Origin of the sequence: Bacillus cereus group sp. TH152-1LC (genome assembly GCF_027710505.1) — a bacterium.
Taxonomy (GTDB): Bacteria; Bacillota; Bacilli; order Bacillales; family Bacillaceae_G; genus Bacillus_A; species Bacillus_A mobilis.
Genome location: NZ_JAQFNK010000005.1, coordinates 89,379 through 108,791, shown reverse-complemented (window position 1 = coordinate 108,791; position 19,413 = coordinate 89,379). Strand labels below are relative to the sequence as shown.

The following is a 19,413-nucleotide window of genomic DNA, read 5'->3' as shown; positions in this document are numbered from 1 at the left end:
TTAACGACCTTCTTTCTCTTGCAAACGACTTACATACTCCATAACCATTTCTTCTGTAACATATTTACGCTGCAAGGTAACACCATTTTTTGCAAGAGCATTAATTTGCTTTGTTACAACATTAATGACATCAACCGAAAATTCTTTCCCATTTGACGCAAGAGATACGGCTGCTTCAATAGCTGCTTCACGCTGCGCATCTAATTGTAAACATGCTTTTACACTTTCATTTTGTTTACGAGAATGTGCTGTAATTGCTTTATGTACTTCCATCTTCTCTTCCCCCTAAATAAGTTATACGTTCTGATTCAATTCCATTGCAAGCCGAATCATATCACGGCATACAATCCCATTTTCAATAATCTCTTCTTCATAATGCTTCGAAAAGTAATCAAAATCAATAGAAAAAATACGAAATCCACATTTTTGATATAAAGCAAGTTGTGAAACACTAGAATTGCCTGTACCAATTTCAAGCTTTGACATACCATATCCTTTAGCAGTTTCTATGGCATGACTCACTAGCTTCTTTCCAATCCCATTTCCTTGCAAATGCTCTACAACCGCAATATTCATAATTTCCATCGTCTTCGGCCTTGTTTCCAAAAGAACATATACACCGATAACTCTCTCCTCTTGCTTAGCTACATATGTTAAGCCTCTTTGTACATATGAATCAATTTGCTGCTCACTTGGATCAGCAAGCAATAATAAAGGTTTCGGTATAGCTTCTTGCGAAATATACTCTATTACTACATTCATAAAAAATTCCCCTTTCTCTATTGTTCTAATCCCTCCTTGTCTACCATAAGTAATAGAAAGGAGGGATTCACCATGGACAACAATGAGAAAAAGTGCAACGTCATCTCTATTGATGGAAAGAAGAAGAAAAGCGACACGTATTCCTATCCAAAATTAGTAGTAGAAAACAAAACATATGAATTTTCTTCATTCGTCTTATGCGGTGAAACACCAGACGGCAGACGACTCGTTCTTACTCATATGATTTCTACCGATGAATTTGCTGGGTTTGTCAAATCTTTAGATACAGTACTGCAAAAGAAAATTGAACGAATCTTTTTCTCATAACGACTAGATCACATAAATTTCTTTTTCAATCTCCACTAACTGCTTTCGCAATTGTTCTTTACTTTGTTCATATAGTGATACATCAATCGTTTCAGCCAATGCAAATAATATACTTTCATAATAGTTCATCACATCTTGCTGCATCACTTTTTGGAATAAGTTCCATTTCATATCCCATTCTTGCTCATAATGATGAACAAATAAATCTTTTTCATCAGCTACATAGTTTGATACGAAAGGCTCTAATACAACTTTAGCCTCTTCTTGCATGGAAGCTTTATCATTTTTTTCAAAAAAGCTTTTTTCATTTTTAAAATGTGCCAATGCTTTTTTGAAATCTTTTATTTCAACTGAAGGGAACGGTTCTTTATGTGTAATATCTTTATATTCATAATCCACTGTTCCATTCATAGAAATTGATTCATTTTCTACTTTACAGTTCACCACAATTTCATTCTTTGCACGTTTCATCGCTTCATCTATCCATTTTTCAAGACGTAATGATGTCGCACGCATTTCTTGTAATAAATCATGCTGAATAAATGCTACTAATTCCATAACGCACTGTTGCAACTGCACTTTCACATTTCCATCCGTTCGCAGCGATGCTGGATTAATAAATTCAGTAAACACATCGTTATAGCGTAGGAATAGACGCTGGTGCACGTAATACAGCAATTCTTTCACTTCATTTTGCATCGCCTGCTCTTCAGCAAGCACACTATATGATGAAATAATATGAAGTAGTTGATCACGCTCTGCTTCATATTTTTTCGTTTGCTTCTCTTTCTCTTCATTCCCTTGTTTTGCACCATTTATCATATTTACTAAAAGCTGATCTGCTCCTTGCAATGCACCATATAAAGCATGAACAGATACGAGCATTAAATCTCTCATCATAAAGGATGTAAATGATTCCTCGAACTTAGCAATCCCAGAGTTTTGTAAAATACCGTACTTCTCTTTTTCAATATTCTTTCCTTGTTTCTCTTCAAGCGCACATAAACTTGAAATTGCGAATAAACGTGGATTTCTAATACCGTATTGCAATAGCTGATCTGCTATATACCCTTTTACCATTTCAAGTTCTTCTTCAGACTCTGCTAAATCGGCCGCATTAATTAAGAAGAACATTTTATCAAGAGCAAACGTATCCTTTACACGACCAAGCTGAATTAAGAATTCACGGTCAGCACGAGAGAACACATGATTATAATACGTTACAAATAAAATAGCATCTGCGTTTTTAATATACTGGAACGCAACATCCGTATGGCGGGCATTAATGGAATCCGCTCCAGGTGTGTCTACAAGCGCTACTCCTTGCCTTGTTAAAGCACAATCATAATACAGCTCCATGTACTCGACAAAACATGATTTTTCTTCATTCGCTACATAATCAGAAAACTCTTCTAATGTAACTTGTACTTGCTCTCCTAAATGAGCAGAAACCGTACCATACCCTTTTTGTACCGCTCGTAAAAAGCTAAATGTTGTTTTTTGCTTCCCAGTTGGTGAAGGATATTTCATAACTTTATCAATTTGTGCTAACGCTTCATCTAACGTAGTAATCTCATAATGAAACAGCTTATAAACAGCTTTCATATCTTCTAATAGAGCTTGCTTTGATTTAAATTGCACGATTACTGTTCCGTGTGGTTTTTCCTCTGTAACTGGCAAAATTTGATTAATCGTTGCCGTCGTCGGATTTGGTGACACAGGAAGTACCTTCTCACCAAGCAATGCATTGGCAAATGATGATTTCCCAGCACTAAAAGCTCCGAATAACGCTACTGTAAATTGTTTCGTTTCCACACGACGCCTTTTTTCTATTACCTCTTGCTGTACGTGTTTCAGCGCTGGCAATGGCTCTAATATCGTTTCAGCTTTCTTCACTTGCTCTAATATACGCTGAATATTTAAAGCTGCCGTTCCTTTTATCTCTTCCTCACGAGCCATTACGTTACTGTTTACGCTTTCCTGTTCTTGTAGTGTGAATTTCTCACTAACAATTTGTGTTTTACTTTGCAATATCTCCTCTATTTGCAATCCTTCTGGTGTAGCAATACGCTCGTGCCAAACATTTTGCAAATAACTTTCATATGCCTCCAAATTGTTACTGTATTGCAACTTCGTTTCTTTTGCTGTTTGCAACATCGTATATTTTTCTATCTCTTCTTCAATACGAGTAACTTCTTCCTTCACCTTTTGCTTTAAAACCACTGCACTTTTATCAAAAATTTGCCGTGCTTTTGTAAAATAACGTTTCTTCAGTTCATTCGCTACATCCGCTGTATAAAGAAGTAAGTAATCACCTGTGAAACCTGCACCTTGTTTAATGACTTCAGCTAACATTTCTGGTCCAAAAGCAATTTCTAATGCATATATGTCTTTCCCAATTTCCTCTGTAAACAATCCTTCTTCTTTTAAGAAGGCAACAATAAATTCTTTCACATGGAAATCAAGTTGCGTTTCAACAGTCTTTTGCAAGGCAGAATAAAAATCATCTAAACGTCTCTGTTTTTCTTGCTCCGTCTTTCCTTTCGCAAATAGCAAACCGACCTTAAACTTAGTTAATTTCGTTTCTAAATACGCATTTGCCAATTCTCTCATTTCAAATGGCATTAAATACGCGTTATCTAATATAGCTTGTAATCCTTTTATAAATTCGTTTCTCACATGAGATTCTTTACTAGCCTCGCGATGTTTAGTTTCCGTTAGCTCTTCTTTCTTTTCAACTATCTCTGAAATGGAAAGCGGTGATGCTAATTCTTCCTCATATTTCAAAAGAGCTTTTTCATTTTCAGAAAGAATATACGAGAAATGTTCCCCCATTAAATATTCTGTTTCTCGCTCCATTCCATCTCTTACATACTGCTCTTTTTCTTTCATAATAGAAGTAATTAATGTTTCTAAGCTTCCAATTTCATTATGTGTATGGTTCATCATTCGTAATGAAGTATAATACACTCCATCTACTTCAATATCCCAGTTAGAGAACGATTGTTTTACACTATCTTTATAATCCTCAAACGATAATTCATTTTCTTTATGTTTATCTATTTGATTTACAACGAGATAAACCGTTTTATTACGTTGTTTCAATTCTTTAACAAATTGTAAATTCACTTCCGATTGGACGTGATTATAATCCATCATATAAAAAATTACGTCTGCTAGATGCAGCGTTGATTCTGTCGCTAGTTGGTGGGCATCATCTGTTGAATCAATCCCTGGTGTATCAACTAACATAACACCTTCAGGAATTGGCGCATCATTCCGATAAATATGAACACCAATTACCTCATCACCGTCTTTACAAATTTGTTTTAACTCTTCAGCTGAATATGCACCGTCATACTCGTACTGTTCTCCAGATTTAACTGTTACAACAACACGATCCATCCCTTTTTCAATTTTGACAACGTTAGCACTTGTCGGAATTGGACTTGTCGGTAATAACTGCGCTTTATATAGATGATTCATCATCGTTGATTTCCCTGCAGAGAAGTGACCGCAGAACGCTATCATAAGCTGCTCTTGTTTATATTTTTGAATCACCTCAAACAACTTTAAACTATTCTCTGCATCGCCGTGTTTTTGCCACTCTTCATAAAAACAAACAAGTTTTTTCATACCGTTTGTCTGTACTATGTTTGTCATCCCCTTGTTCCCCTTTATCCAAGATGTATATACTATACCCGCTATTTGCGAGCTCGTAATCAGTGAGAGTTACCCCTGCCCATTGATTACAGTTTCACTTTACTATCATACTAAATTTTCAGCATATTCTCATTAAAAATAAAAAATCCCTTTCATTCTTTTTACAAATGAAAGGGATTTTATGTCATATTACTCATTTTGCTGTTCCTACTCCATTTAAAACATACTTTGCAATAACTGCATATACAGCGACTGTACCTGCTACTAATGCATATACCATACTCATGCACCAACCTTTTTTGATAATGATTATCACTTTTGAATACATTTTATCATTAAAGAGAATCATTATCAACACTTTTCATAAAGAAAGCCCCTTATAAGAAGGAGCTTTACTGCCTGTTTTGAAGAAGGTTAAAACTTGTTGTGCACTCTTATTATATCTCATACTACGCAACTTAATAGTTAAAAAAAATGGAAATCTACCCTATACCCTCCATCTTACATTTTGTATAATAAAAGGGAATTAATTAACAAGGAGGAAAATAATGACACAAAATATTTCACAAGGCGAGAGGATACACTCCATCGATATTATTAGAGGAATAGCTGTACTAGGTATTTTTCTTGTTAACTGGCCTGTTATCGCTGGGATTGACTCACGTGATCTTTCAGGAGTTTATGAGGGGCTAGGTAGCTATATCCGTCTGTTCTACGATATGTTTATTCAAACAAAGTTTTATACTATCTTTTCGTTTTTATTTGGCCTAGGCTTTTATATTTTTATGACTCGTGCTGAAGCGAAAACCGATCGTCCAAAAACTTTATTTGTTCGTCGCTTACTTATTTTATTATTATTTGGTTTCTTACATTACGTTCTTTTATGGGACGGAGACATTTTACATACGTATGCAATCGCTGGATTTTTCTTATTTTTATTTTATAAGAGAGAACCGCGTACCATTTTAATATGGGCAATCGTTTTATTAAGTATTTTTCAGTTTCTTATGCTAATTGCTAGTATTGGTATTGCCTTCATGCCAAAGGAGGAACTTGGGTTATCCTTACCAATCATGCCACTTGAAGACTGGGTGTCACAAATACAAAATCGTTTCCATGCATTTTATGCTGATGGAATTGGACTAAACGTATTCATGCTCCCAGAAACAGTTGGGCTATTTTTACTTGGTTTATATGCCGGTAAAAAGGATATTTTCCGCCGTACGAAAGAGTTAGATCCAAAGCTTAAAAAATGGCAAATTATTATGTTCATTTTAACATTGCCAATGTGGTTCTTCATGGTCCGTTATTTCTTATCAAAACCATCTTATGAACCAATTTATATGCAGGCCTTTACAATGTTTAGCGGAAAGACATTATTCATCTTCTACATTTTCACGCTTATGCGTTTATTACAAAAAGAAAAATGGCAAACATTATTACGTCCGTTCCAATACGTTGGTAGAATGGCGTTAACAAATTACATCTCGCATACAATTGTTACGTTACTTGTATTCGGACTATTGTTCAAAAATGATTATCTTGCTCCATTATGGGTAGGACCACTATTCTGCATCGGTTTCTACACGTTACAAATCTTTATTAGCCGCTGGTGGCTGTCACGTTATCAATACGGGCCACTTGAGTACATTTGGCGTCTTGGTACGTACGGGAAAATGATGCCACTTAAAAAGAAAAGCAAGGTCTCATAACGAGACCTTGCTTTTTTTACGCTTCTCTTACTGCACTTTGTATAGAAACTGGCTCTTCTTTTACTTTCGCTTTACGCTGCGGCACCATATTAAATACAATATTTAAAAGTACTGCTGACGCACTTCCAAGTACAATTCCGTTATCTGTTAAAATACGAATATTTTCAGGAAGTTGTGAGAATAAAGTAGGAACGACTGTAACTCCAAGCCCAATCCCAACAGAACATGCAACGATTAATAAATTTTCTTGTCTTCCAAAATCAACACTACTTAACATTTTAATACCATATGCCATTACCATACCGAACATTGCTAACATTGCACCGCCAAGTACTGATTTCGGAATGATTGTTGTAATAGCTGCGATTTTTGGAATGAACCCAAGAACGATTAACATACCACCACAAGTATAAATAATAACGCGATTTCTTACTCCAGTTAATTGAACAAGTCCTACGTTTTGAGAATATGTTGTATATGGGAACGCGTTAAAAATACCACCTAACACCATCGCTAATCCTTCTGCACGATACCCTTTTGTTAATTCTTTTTCACCGATTTTTTTATTACAAATATCAGATAATGCAAAATAAACACCTGTTGCTTCTACAATCCCTACGCAAGCAACTAAAATCATCGTAATAATTGGCGTCAATTCAAATGTTGGTGTACCGAAGTAAAATGGCTCAATACCATGGAACCAATCAGCCTCTCCAACCGCTTGCAAGCTTACTTTCCCCATAAATGCTGCAACGATTGTACCAAATAAAAGACCTAGTAAAATAGAGATTGAACGGATAAATCCGTCAAAGAAACGATACATAATGATAATAAATAGTAACACACCAAATGCTAATGCTAAATTTTCTAGACTACCGAAATCCTTGCTTCCTACTCCTCCAGCCATATCATTAATTGCTGCTGGAACAAGTGTAACTCCAATTACGGTAACGACAGATCCTGTTACAACTGGTGGAAACAGTTTTACAAGCTTTCCAAATAATTTCGCAAAAATAACTACGAATAACCCCGCAGCAATAATTGCTCCATAAATAGAAGACACGCCGTATTGTTTTCCGATTGCAATCATCGGCCCAACCGCTGTAAATGTACAACCAAGTACAACTGGGAGTCCAATACCGAAAAAGCGATTTGATAATGCTTGTAAAATTGTCGCAACGCCGCACATTAATAAATCAATTGAGACTAAATATGTTAACTCTTTTTGATTTAAACCAAGTCCACCGCCCACAATAAGCGGGACGATAATTGCACCAGCATACATAGCAAGCATATGCTGCATACCAAGCGATGCGATTTTAAATGGATGTTGCTTCATCGCTTATTTCACCTCCGCAGTTTCATGCTGTACAAATGTAACTGTGCCGTTATCAAGTGATGCAATTTCTGCTAGTGACTCAACACGAACTCCTTGTTCACGAAGCTTCTTTCCTCCATCTTGAAATGCTTTTTCAATAACAATACCAATACCTGCAATACTTGCTCCTGCTTGCTCTACTAAACTCATTAAACCTAAAGCAGCCTGACCGTTTGCTAAAAAGTCATCGATAATTAAAACGCGATCAGTTTCATCGATATGATTTCGAGATAATGAAATTTCATTCGTTTCTTGTTTCGTAAATGAGTATACGTTTGCAACGTACATATTATCTTGTAACGTTAACGATTTACGTTTTCTTGCAAAGATTACTTTTACACCAAGCTCTAATGCAGCCATAACTGCTGGTGCAATGCCTGAAGATTCAATCGTCACGATTTTTGTAATGTTCTCTTCTTTAAAACGTTTAGCAAATTCTTTTCCGATCTCTTGCATAAGTACTGGGTCAATTTGATGATTTAAAAATGCATCTACCTTTAATACGTCACCAGATAAAACCTTTCCTTCGTTCAAAATCTTTTCTTGTAATACTTTCATGTTTGTTCCCCCTCTTATGCAATAAAAAACTCCAAAAGCCGCCACCACTCGTTACAAGTGAGAGACGCGCTTTTGGAGTTTCGCAAAAAAGAATGCTAAACAAGCAAATATATTCGTCCTCACTCATAGTCAAAGTATTTACGGTACTTCGGTAGAAACTTGCAGGCCATATCCCCGCGATTATATGAGTGTAGCTAACTATTTATTTTATAGAAGGATTATAACGCACTTTTTAATTTTCGGAAAGCATTTATTAAAAAAACACGTACAAATTTTATAAAAACACTATTTTCGTTCGAGTTTTGCAAACTCTTACATTTCTTATTAAAGCTTCGTTAAAATGATCGGACCATCTTTCGTAATCGCAATTGTATGCTCATATTGAGCTGATAATTTACCGTCCATCGTTCTTGCAGTCCATCCATTTAAATCTACTTTAGAATAGCGCATACCTACATTTACAATGGGCTCAATTGTAATGACCATTCCTTCTTGTAGCTCAGGTCCTTGCCCTTGTTTACCAAAATGAAAAATTGCTGGTTCTTCATGAATCTCTTTACCGATCCCGTGCCCTGTAAAGTCTCTTGCAACAGAAAAACCTTCATTTGCTACATAACTTTCAATTGCATAGCCAATGTCCCCTACATGATTACCGATTACCGCCTGGTCAATCCCTTTATACAAAGCATTCTCTGCTACTACTAATAACCTTTCTGCTTCATCAGAAACTTTTCCAACTCTATACGTCCAAGCAGAATCTGAAAGACCACCATTTAAGTTTACTACCATGTCAATTGTTACAATATCACCCTCAGTTAAAGGAATATCATCCGGAAACCCATGACACATTTCATCGTTTACAGATGCACATATCGCATATGAATACCCGTTGTAACCTTTCTGCTGAGATATTGCACCATGCTTTTCTAAATACGCTTCAACAAACGTATCAATTTCTTTTGTCGTAATACCTGGTTTCATCATTTTCGCAATTTCCCTATGACATGAAGCAAGTAATTTCCCAGATTCGTGCATCAAATCTATTTCATTTTTCGTTTTAATTGTAACCATGCTATCTCTCCTTGCTAAACTACTATTTGCTACTAATACAAATCCTCTTCCAAAACTTCCGAATTATAAATCCAAACATCATTTCCCCTATTTTCTGAATGTAAATTTTTATTTCATTCGTTTTTTAGGTATTACATCTAGTATTTTTTATTGATGTTTATTTATAAACAAAGTATATTGTAACTATACTATTAAAAGGAGGATTGTTAAAGATGATGCACGCAGGAAGACTACGTCAGCAAACTTTGAACAATAAGTAACTTAATATGTTCAAAGGCTCTGTTTTCATAAAGCAGAGTAAACGGGATTAGTCTGCACATTTTTAATAATCTTCAACGGAAGAGTACACTTTCCACATGAAGAAAGGGAGATATACGTCTGTCTTTTTTTCGTATATTTTTTCATACAAAGAGAGGCGTTTATTCATTATATCCTCGTTTACTCTTAACCACAGACAGAAGTCCGTCTGTGGTTTTTTTATGATTACATTTTCTTATATCTCGCTACTTTAATCATATTGATGTAGTTAGAAACAATTAGTAACAGAAAACATTAAAATTAGAATAAACATTTGGAGGAAATGAAAATGAATACACTTAAAGTTAAACAATTAGCAAATAAGGAAGGCCTAAATATATTAGAAGATTCAATAGTAATTAATGAATCTGGCGTTGACTTTCAAGTAGCACACGTTAAAGAACAAAATGGGGATAAATGGATACTAAGAATTCCTCGTAGACCAGAATCTATGAGACATGCCCAACGAGAAAAAAAAGCATTAGAACTCATGAAAAAACATGTAGAATTCCAAGTTCCTGATTGGTCTATATTCTCTGAGGAACTAATCGCTTATAAACAACTAAGTGGCGTTCCTGCCGCTACTATCGATATAGAACGACAAGAATATGTATGGAACTTTAATGAAAAGAATGTACCAACTGAATACAATATTTCATTAGGAAAAGTTCTAGCGAATTTACACTCATTACCTCAGCAAAAATTTAACAATATAGGTGTTGAATTGCTTACTGCTAACGAAGTAAGAACTTCTATGAAACAAAGGATGAATCGAGTGAAGAAACAATACGATATCAATCAAAACTTATGGGATCGTTGGCAAGCATGGCTAGCTGAAGACTCTTTTTGGCCATCTCATGTAGGAGTAAAGCATGGGGATATACATCCAGGTCATATCCTGATTGATAATAAAAATAATGTAACGGGCTTAATCGATTGGACAGAAGTAGGGATTGCTGATGTTTCAATCGATTTCACATCTCATTATCTGCTCTTTGGGAAAGATGGACTAACAAATTTAATTCACTCTTATGACAACGCTGGCGGTAAAACTTGGTCAAAAATGGATGAACATATTATCGAACTTCTAACAACGAGTGGTATCACTGTTGCTGAATACGCTCAAGTGTCAGGTTTGAAAGACATGCATGAAATAGCTGTACACATGCTAGCAACTGAAAGTTAATGAAGTTACAAACAAAACAGAAGAAGATTCTTCTGTTTTGTTATTTTTTACATATATAACTCATTCTCAAAAACTCAAAACAACTACCATTCGTCTTCTGGACAAACGTTCCAATTGCTTCAAATCCTGCTCTTTTATACACTTTTATTGCTCTCTCATTAAATGTCGCTACTGATAATGTTATATAATTGCAACCATATTGTTCTCTACTAAAATCTAGTCCAGCGTTTATGAACTGTAATCCTAATCGATTTCCAGTTATATCGGGTTTCATTCCAAGACCTATATCAACCGCTCCATCATTTATTTTACAAACAGTTAAAAAACCAATGAGAGCGCCATTTTCCTTCACAGAAAATGTATGATTTCCTCTACTGTCTCCCGCTAAAAACTCAGCTAAATCTCCTTCATCTGCCTCTATATCGTAAAAGGAATATTTCCCTTCATAATGCCAGTTATATGCAATTTCTTCTGCTTCTTCTTGCGTCATTACTGTATATGTATAAGTCATTCTTCTATCCCCTTTAAAAAAAGAGCTGCAAGTAAGCAGCTCTTTTTTATAACTCATAAATTTCTTTATACTTCGCTTCTAAATAATCCGCTAAGTAGTTTGCATTTAACCCTTCACCTGTCACATCTTTTAAAATTTCAAGTGGCTTTTTCGTTTTACCGTATTGGTGAATATTTTCTGTTAACCATTCACGAATTGGCGTTACGTTTCCTTCTTCTAATAATGCATCAAAGTTCGGAATGTCTTTTAACATTCTTTGCTTAAATTGCGCTGCATACATATAACCAAGAGCATAAGATGGGAAGTATCCAAATGAACCACCAGCCCAGTGAACATCTTGCAATACACCTTGTGCATTGTTTTCCGGACGAATTCCTAAATATGCTTCCATCTTATCATTCCAAGCCGCTGGCAAATCCTTCACTTGTAATGTACCATCAAATAATTCTTTCTCAAGTTCATAACGAACCATAACGTGAAGCGGATACGTAAGCTCATCTGCTTCTATACGAATGAATGATGGCTTCGATTCGTTAATCGCATCATAAAACTCGTCTACTGATATATCATTGAATTGGCCATCGCTATACTCTTTTAATAAATCATAATTTTTCTTCCAGAATGATTTATTACGACCGATAAAGTTCTCAAAGAATAATGATTGTGACTCATGAATCCCCATAGATGTTCCACTACATAGCGGTGTACCTTCAAATTTCTCAGCAATATTTTGTTCATATACAGCATGACCACATTCATGAATTGTTCCAAACACAGCCATACGGAAATCTTTTTCGTCATAGCGTGTCGTAATACGAACATCCCCTCTATTTAATGTAATCTCAAATGGATGTACCGTTTCGTCAAGACGACCTGCTTCAAAGTCATAATTTAATTGCTTTAATAGCTCTAATGTAAAGTTTTTTTGTTTTTCTTTTGAAAAATGTTCTGATAAAGCACTTGTCTTTAATCTCTTTTGTGACTCCGATATTTCTTTTACGAGCGGAACAATACGCTCACGAAGCTGACCAAATACGTGATCTAACACTTCTACTGTAATACCCGGCTCATACATATCTAATAATGTATTATATTTATATGTTTCGTAACCCCAATATGTAATGAATTTCTTTTTAAATTCAACTATTTGTTCTAAATACGGACGGAACATTTCGAAATCAGATTTTTCGCGAGCTTCTTCCCACACACTTTCCGCTTTCGCTTCTAATTTCACATACGCTTCATATTCCGCTTGTGGAATTTTTTTATTTCTATCATATTCTTTACGACACTCTTCAACCATTTTCTGCGTCGTTTCAGGAATTTTATCTTCACGTATTAAAGCTTCAAGTTCTGTTAAATAGTTCCCCATCTCATCTGAAGTCGACATTACAAATACTTCTGATGAAAGCATACCAATTACTTCTGAACGCTGGTCTACACCTTTTTTAGGCGCACCTGTTCTTAAGTCCCAAAACATTAAGCTTAATGCTTCTCCGTAATTTTGTATCTTCTTCACATATGTTAAAAATTGTTTTTCTACTTCATATGTAGCTACTGTCATCGTATAAAACCTCCCTTTCCTACCTCGAAACTTAATTCGACATGGAAATCTAAATTCCTTTTATAATAGAAAAAAAGCTTGGCAAGCGCCAAGCTTTCTCCTTATAATTCTTTACCTTCTACTGGTAGTACGTTTTTCACCGCTTCTACCACTTTCTCATCTTCTGTATTAGATAAGAAGATTGATATAGCACCTTTATCGTCGCTCGTACGAATTAAACGTCCAATCCCTTGACGAAGACGTAAAATCATATATGGTACATCTACATCCCAGAACGGATCATTTACATGTTTACGCTTCGCTTCAAACACAGGATCGTTTGGAGGGAATGGTAATGACCAAATGATAACATGTGATAACGATGAACCAGGAATATCTAAACCTTCCCATAAATGAACGGCACAAAGTACAGTCTCTTCTTCATTTTGGAAACGAGAAACGAGCTGACTAATTTCTTGATCCCCTTCATATAGGAACGGAACGGACATTTGTTCTTTACTTACATATTCTTTAAACGCTGCAAGTTCTTGTGTTGTACGGAATAATACAAGTGTACGTCCATTTGTTTTCTGTATATTTTCAAGTGTATATTGACACTTTCTTTCCCATTCATTTTCTTTCGTATGCGATAGTAAGTTTACTGCCATTTGCTCCTCATAATCAAACGGTGAGGCAACTGAGAATGATAAGTAATCTTTTACCCCTAGGCTATTTGCTGTAAATGCGAATGAATCGTTATTAGATAATGTAGCAGACGAGAAAATATACGGGATTTTCTTCGAGAATACTTTCTCTTGTAATACTTCTTCTACCGCACGTGGCATAATCACTAACGTGAAGGCTCCATCACCTTCTTCACCCCATGTAATTACATTTTTCTCGTGCATGAACAGACGAAGTGAATGTTCTAATACATCTAAATGTTCATCAACGATATTTAAGTCATACGTGTTTACTGTATGCATTTCACTTTCAAATACTAATGCATCACCGACTTCACCAATTTTCGCATAAAGTCGCTTCGCTTCAGCAGTTACTTTTTCTGTCACAGTAATTTCTAAACGATCAGAACCGGCAATTTCTTTTTTATTTTCTTGTAACACATCAAAGAATCGCTCTGTTTGCCAAATTGTTTCTTCTACTAAATGCGCAAACTCTTCACGAATATCGTTTTGCAACAATCTCGTTAAAAGTTGCTCCATCATCGTTTGCTTTAAACGATACGTTAAAGCTTTTTGAGCTGCATATTCTACAAGATGTCCTTCATCGAATACCACGCAGCTACTTTCTGGTAATAACGGAATTTGTCCTTCACGTTTACGAGCATCATACGTCCAAATATGATCCATATAGAAATCTTGAGAACAAATAATTAAATCTGCTGCTTTACGATAATGTTCACGCGAAAGAGTTTGACCACAACGATGACGAGAATCACAAGTGAAGCAATCTTGGAAGTAATCCCAATTTACTTTTGACCATTCCTCATCATTTAAAAGCGGAAATTCTTTTCTGTCACCGTAGTGAGTAAAGTTTTGCATCGTACCATGGTCGAATACAAACTGCGGTAATTCGTAGTATACATCTTCAATTACTTCTGGAGCTCGTCCACTCATAACATCTTCAAGTTTACGTAAACATAAATAATTATCCATTGATTTCGCAAGTCTAACATCAACAGATAGTCCTAATGCTTCAGATAACTTAGCAATGTCCCCTTCTTCTTTCACAAGCTGCTCAATTAACGTTTCATCAGCACAAGCGATAATAGCTGGTTTTCCAGTATAACGTGCATAGCAAATTGCATATAGAAGATATACAATTGTTTTCCCTGTTCCTACACCCGCTTCTGCGAACATTACTTTCTTTTCTTGGAAAGCACGTTCTAATTGAAACGCCATAAAAATTTGTTCATCACGCTCTTCAAAACCTTTTTCCGGAAGGATGTCGTAAAACACATCTCCAATCCACTCATTCAACTTATCATAAAAATTATCTTGTTTCCCTACTTCAAATGGTAATCTCTTCTCAGTAAACATCCTTAGCCTCCAACCAAAAAGTTTTTCTATAAAAAGATATAGCAACTGCTACTCATATGTGTGCAGCCACTTTCCCCTGTTGCCATACATAGAAATACACGAAAAAAAATTTTCCTTTCGAAAAAGGAAAATTTTCTTCTATATTAATGACTTTAAATACCGTTTATCAATCGCTGTTTCATGCGAAAGAGCTGACAAATATTCATCTTGTGCTTTTTGTATTTCATCTACAATCACACCTTGACTATCCACTTCTTTTCCGAGCTCGTCATACGTACGGTGAATAGCTTTTTGAATCATTGATAATTGGAAACTATCCATACCACTTCCTCCTTTACGCACTACATAATAGCCAGTATATGCGTGCTGGAGGAGTTTTATACTACGAGTTACGCGGTGGACGTTTTCCGAAGTATTGGTAGTAATCTGTACGGATAAATCCATTAAACAGTTTACGTTTCTTCGATGCATCTTTTCCGTAACACTTTTCAAATGCTTCGTAACTTGTTAATACATACGCTGACCATGTGTCTAATGGGCGGAATACTTGTCCCATTTCTTTGTACAATTGTTCAACGAGTGCTTTTTCACTTAAACGTTCTCCGTATGGAGGATTCGTTACAACATATCCATAATCCTCTTTTGTCGTGAAATCTTTTACTTGCATTTGTTTAAATGTGATCAAATCACCTAAACCTACTTCTTCAGCGTTATCTTGAGCAACTCGAATCATACGATGATCGATATCTGATCCAATGATTTGTAGTGGTTGATTGTAATTCGCTAAATCTTCAGCTTCTTGACGAGCTTCACGCCAGTTTTGTTTACCAATCCAGCCCCACTCATCTGATGCGAAGCCACGGTTAAATCCTGGTGCAATATTTTGGCCAATTAATGCTGCTTCAATCGGAATTGTACCTGATCCACAGAAAGGATCCACGAAAGGACGATCTGGCTTCCAGTTTGTTAACTTAATTAAAGACGCAGCCAATGTTTCTTTTAATGGCGCTTCCCCTTGATCCATACGGTATCCACGTTTATGAAGTCCAACACCACTTGCATCAATTGTTAACGTCGCAATATCTTTGAGCATTGCGATCTCAATACGGAATAACGGACCATCTTCTTCAAACCAAGTTGTACGTTTATATGTTGTTTTTAATTTTTCAACGACAGCTTTTTTAACGATACGTTGGCAATCCGAAACACTGAACAACTCAGATTTTAATGATTTACCGATTACTGGGAACTCTCCGTTCTCTGGAATATAATCTCCCCAGTTTAATGCTTTCGTTTTTTCAAACAGCTCATCAAATGTTGTCGCTTTGAATTCGCCAACTTTAATTTTCACACGGTCCGCAGTACGTAACCATAAGTTCGTGCGACAAATCGCCTTTTCATCTGCTTCAAATGTTACTTTGCTGTTTTCCACTTGGCATTCATAACCAAGATCACGAACTTCTCGGGCAACTAATGCTTCAATACCCATTGCCGCTGTTGCGATTAAAGTAACTTTTCCCATTTGCATTCACCTCTTATGTATAGTCAAACAATGATTAATAGCAATTTGTCCTATTAATCATTACATTTTACGAAAAATTTTCTCATTAACCATTTTAACTCATAATTTATAACTTCATACAAATAAAAAGCCCTCCTCTAACAAAGGAGAGCTGAGTTATTTCATAGTTGGTTCATAACGTTCTGTAAGCCATGTTCTGTTCCTTTGTACTGCAAACGGCCCACGCCTCGTACTCCGGTGGCAATCATCTATCTACAGGTTATACAACCTGTCCTTTCCCATCGTTCATTTCCTTGGAAAAGATTCCCCTACCATTATTTGGGTTTCTCGCTCGTGGGGTTTACCTCGTTCCACTCCTATCATTTCTTCAAGGACTTCGTCACTGTGGCACTTTAAAGGTAGTCAAACCATATCCGAAAGGACTTAGGTTTTTTCCCTGCCGTTAAACCAGCCTCACAGCCAGAATACCCTAGCTTATGAATTGGCTAGGCACGAACACTACAGCCATCTCAGGCCGTGCGAGCATGGACTTTCCTCTACAACGTTGGCGTTGCAGCGATTACCCAAACGTTATGACATCCATTAGTATAGTGGAAACAAAAAGATTTTGCAATGTTTTTTTCTATGTAAAATGCTTTAACCTTTTTACCACTAGAAATTATTCGTATAACTTACTTCCAAATACAGCTTTTTCTAAATTAGATAGACGTTTTAAAATGTCCGTATTCGTGTTGTTATATACAGGTTGTGCAACTGGTGTTTGTACAACTGGTTGTTGTGGCACTTGCGTTGCTACTAGTTTTTGTTCCTCTAATTCACGCTTTAAACGAGCGTTTTGTTGCTTTAATTGGTCAAACTCCTTGTGGAAAGCTTCATAGTCTTTAATGATCATATCAAGGAACTTGTCTACTTCTTCTTGTTGATAACCTCTCATGCCTGTTTTAAATTCTTTTTCTAAAATATCTTTCGCTGTTAATTTAATTTTATCCGAAATCATTTTCTTCACCTCAAATTTTTGCCAAAACTTTCATTACCTAAATTTTTTCAGAAACAATGCCTTTTGTCAATCATATATACGAGTACTATATTACATATTACTCAGCATTATTCCACTGTTCCTCTTCTATTATATCTTGTAAATCGGAAAAAAGAATAAAATAACTGTGATAATTTTCTATTTCTCCTTTTTTCTTTGCTGCTTCTACAATATATTTAGGACTCCCTGGTTTTTCTTCATCATATACAGCTAAAAGTGCATCACTTTTTTCAATAAAAAATTGATTTTTTAATTTAAATTGCTCTGGGCTTTCGTACTTCCGTTTCGTAATACTATCAATATGGTCTGCTTGAGAGAGAATAAATTCATAATATTCACGGTTGTCTTCTTTCCAGCTTTCTTCTTGTTCTAAAAACGGAGTAAATACCGCTAATTTTAAATCCGGATATTCTACTTGAATGTCAAAAACAACTTCAGCAGCCCATAATTCGACCCCTAACTGTCCACTTATTATCACCCATTCCAAACCTTCTTCTACAAAAGTAGTTAATTTTCGGTGCAATGCTTTTTTTATACATTCCACCCCTGGATGATCATTTTTAAATATACCAAGTTCAAATGGCTTATATCCCGTTACAGCAATAACTTTCATATCAACACTCCAATTACAAAAAAAGAACTAGCATTTCGCTAGTTCTAACATATCATTTACTTTTTAAACATTCCACCAACGTTTGGTCCAATATTTGGACCGAATGGTGATACGTTTGGTCCAATATTCGGTCCGAATGGTGATACGTTCGGTCCAATATTCGGTCCGAATGGTGATACGTTCGGTCCAAACGGAGATACATTTGGTCCTGGACCAAATGGAGATACGTGATGTCCATGGTGTCCATGACCACATGGTCCACATCCGCCGCCAAATCCTGGATCAACCGGGTCTACAACATTTACATTCGAGTTTGTTTGTGGGAAGAAGTTTTGGTTTTTAATTTGTTGATGGTGTACATGTGTTGTATGTGTCGGGAAAATATGTGGCACCACCGTTGTTGAAAAAGAATGTGTTACACACTGTTTCGTCGGATGAATGACAGGAGCAGTTGTACAGATAGGTCCTACAGGCTTATGCCCTCCAAAACAAGGATGACAATGATGCATAGTTTTTTCTCTCCTCTCTCGTTAAAAAAATCTGATTACACTTTACAATATGAGAAAAGAGGGAAAGCCGCTTGTTATATATACCCATTTATTCCAAGGAAATTTGTCTAGTCCCCACTTCCTATACAATACTTTTTATAGACAACCATCCAAAATTACTTACCAAAAAAACCTCCAACTTGCTTTACAATACCTGTCACTTGATTCATCGCATTCATCATTTGTCCAGCTGTATTCATCATTTTATTTACATCATAGTTACCATCTGACGTTTTAAATTGAGAAACAAAACTAGAAAATTGACTCGGTTGCTGTTGTTGTTTTTGTTTATTCTGCGTCGGATACGGTTGCTTTGGTGGATAAAACATCGCTTGTTGATTTCCATAGGGAGATGGTGGTGGCATATAGTATTGTGAATTCATATAAGGTTGCTGTTGTTGATCCATATAGGGCTGCTGTTGTGGATTCATATAAGGTTGCTGCTGCTGTTGTTGCGGTTGGTTCATAAACGACACTTCAAATGGCTGGTAATAATTTTGATTTCCATAATGAGGCTCGAAAGGATACATATTATACCGTAAATATGTATCTGTATTATATTGGTACATATTTTGCTGTGCATACGGATTAGATTGCTGGTATACGTTAGATTGTTGAAACATGCA

Annotated in this window: 18 protein-coding genes, 1 other RNA gene and 1 riboswitch; of the genes, 3 read left to right on the top strand and 16 right to left on the bottom strand. The window is 35.9% G+C overall.

Translation table 11 applies throughout. The features are described from left to right. Positions 1-273: a YpbS family protein gene (locus PDL00_RS14890; protein ID WP_016088583.1), complete on the bottom strand. Its 273-nt coding sequence runs from the start codon at positions 271-273 to the stop codon at positions 1-3. A gap of 21 nt (positions 274-294) precedes the next feature. Further along, positions 295-762 (bottom strand): GNAT family N-acetyltransferase, encoded by a 468-nt coding sequence (locus tag PDL00_RS14885; protein ID WP_270729787.1) that lies wholly within the window; start codon positions 760-762, stop codon positions 295-297. A gap of 72 nt (positions 763-834) precedes the next feature. On the opposite strand from PDL00_RS14885, the gene PDL00_RS14880 reads away from it, so the two are divergent. Next, positions 835-1,089, top strand: a complete 255-nt coding sequence (locus PDL00_RS14880) for a DUF3931 domain-containing protein (protein WP_000369740.1) — start codon at positions 835-837, stop codon at positions 1,087-1,089. 3 nt (positions 1,090-1,092) lie between these two features. Here the strand turns inward: PDL00_RS14880 and PDL00_RS14875 are convergent, their stop codons facing one another. Then, positions 1,093-4,752 (bottom strand): dynamin family protein, encoded by a 3,660-nt coding sequence (locus PDL00_RS14875; protein ID WP_242250762.1) that lies wholly within the window; start codon positions 4,750-4,752, stop codon positions 1,093-1,095. A gap of 548 nt (positions 4,753-5,300) precedes the next feature. On the opposite strand from PDL00_RS14875, the gene PDL00_RS14870 reads away from it, so the two are divergent. Continuing rightward, the gene (locus PDL00_RS14870) at positions 5,301-6,464 is read left to right on the top strand and encodes a DUF418 domain-containing protein (RefSeq protein WP_270729785.1); all 1,164 of its coding nucleotides are present in this window, start codon (positions 5,301-5,303) and stop codon (positions 6,462-6,464) included. A 16-nt stretch (positions 6,465-6,480) separates the two neighbouring features. Here PDL00_RS14870 and pbuX read toward each other — a convergent pair whose 3' ends face one another. The 3 genes from pbuX to PDL00_RS14855 all read right to left on the bottom strand — a co-directional run bounded on the left by pbuX (position 6,481) and on the right by PDL00_RS14855 (position 9,471). Further along, the gene (gene pbuX, locus PDL00_RS14865) at positions 6,481-7,803 is read right to left on the bottom strand and encodes a xanthine permease PbuX (protein WP_242250760.1); all 1,323 of its coding nucleotides are present in this window, start codon (positions 7,801-7,803) and stop codon (positions 6,481-6,483) included. Positions 7,804-7,806: 3 nt separating this feature from the next. Next, a complete protein-coding gene (locus PDL00_RS14860; RefSeq protein WP_000866491.1) occupies positions 7,807-8,400 on the bottom strand; it encodes a xanthine phosphoribosyltransferase in 594 nt (197 codons plus the stop codon). Positions 8,401-8,506: 106 nt separating this feature from the next. Further along, positions 8,507-8,608, bottom strand: a riboswitch (purine riboswitch). Between the two features lie 116 nt (positions 8,609-8,724). Then, positions 8,725-9,471: a type I methionyl aminopeptidase gene (locus PDL00_RS14855; protein ID WP_242250759.1), complete on the bottom strand. Its 747-nt coding sequence runs from the start codon at positions 9,469-9,471 to the stop codon at positions 8,725-8,727. A 586-nt stretch (positions 9,472-10,057) separates the two neighbouring features. Between PDL00_RS14855 and mphL the strand changes: the two genes are divergently transcribed. After that, positions 10,058-10,954 carry a macrolide 2'-phosphotransferase MphL gene (mphL, locus tag PDL00_RS14850; RefSeq protein ID WP_270729781.1) on the top strand — a complete coding sequence of 299 codons (897 nt, stop codon included), beginning with the start codon at positions 10,058-10,060 and terminating at the stop codon, positions 10,952-10,954. A gap of 40 nt (positions 10,955-10,994) precedes the next feature. Here mphL and PDL00_RS14845 read toward each other — a convergent pair whose 3' ends face one another. The 10 genes from PDL00_RS14845 to PDL00_RS14800 all read right to left on the bottom strand — a co-directional run bounded on the left by PDL00_RS14845 (position 10,995) and on the right by PDL00_RS14800 (position 19,410). After that, positions 10,995-11,465, bottom strand: a complete 471-nt coding sequence (locus tag PDL00_RS14845) for a GNAT family N-acetyltransferase (protein ID WP_270729780.1) — start codon at positions 11,463-11,465, stop codon at positions 10,995-10,997. A gap of 46 nt (positions 11,466-11,511) precedes the next feature. Continuing rightward, positions 11,512-13,029, bottom strand: coding sequence for a carboxypeptidase M32 (gene ypwA / locus PDL00_RS14840; RefSeq protein ID WP_242250756.1), 1,518 nt, complete (start codon positions 13,027-13,029; stop codon positions 11,512-11,514). Positions 13,030-13,130: 101 nt separating this feature from the next. Beyond that, a complete protein-coding gene (locus tag PDL00_RS14835) occupies positions 13,131-15,068 on the bottom strand; it encodes an ATP-dependent DNA helicase (protein ID WP_088065974.1) in 1,938 nt (645 codons plus the stop codon). 138 nt (positions 15,069-15,206) lie between these two features. Then, positions 15,207-15,389 (bottom strand): DUF3921 domain-containing protein, encoded by a 183-nt coding sequence (locus PDL00_RS14830; RefSeq protein ID WP_242250755.1) that lies wholly within the window; start codon positions 15,387-15,389, stop codon positions 15,207-15,209. A gap of 61 nt (positions 15,390-15,450) precedes the next feature. Then, complete coding sequence (locus PDL00_RS14825) at positions 15,451-16,590, bottom strand: THUMP domain-containing class I SAM-dependent RNA methyltransferase (protein WP_000521222.1); 1,140 nt, start codon at positions 16,588-16,590, stop codon at positions 15,451-15,453. 180 nt (positions 16,591-16,770) lie between these two features. After that, an RNA gene (rnpB, locus tag PDL00_RS14820) (RNase P RNA component class B) lies at positions 16,771-17,161 on the bottom strand. Positions 17,162-17,248: 87 nt separating this feature from the next. Continuing rightward, a complete protein-coding gene (gpsB, locus tag PDL00_RS14815; protein WP_000622425.1) occupies positions 17,249-17,587 on the bottom strand; it encodes a cell division regulator GpsB in 339 nt (112 codons plus the stop codon). A 97-nt stretch (positions 17,588-17,684) separates the two neighbouring features. Then, positions 17,685-18,239, bottom strand: coding sequence for a DUF1273 domain-containing protein (locus PDL00_RS14810; protein WP_098259180.1), 555 nt, complete (start codon positions 18,237-18,239; stop codon positions 17,685-17,687). A 56-nt stretch (positions 18,240-18,295) separates the two neighbouring features. Further along, positions 18,296-18,748: a spore coat protein gene (locus PDL00_RS14805; protein ID WP_270729770.1), complete on the bottom strand. Its 453-nt coding sequence runs from the start codon at positions 18,746-18,748 to the stop codon at positions 18,296-18,298. A 155-nt stretch (positions 18,749-18,903) separates the two neighbouring features. After that, positions 18,904-19,410 carry a YppG family protein gene (locus PDL00_RS14800; protein WP_242257403.1) on the bottom strand — a complete coding sequence of 169 codons (507 nt, stop codon included), beginning with the start codon at positions 19,408-19,410 and terminating at the stop codon, positions 18,904-18,906. Between the last annotated feature and the right edge of the window lie 3 nt (positions 19,411-19,413).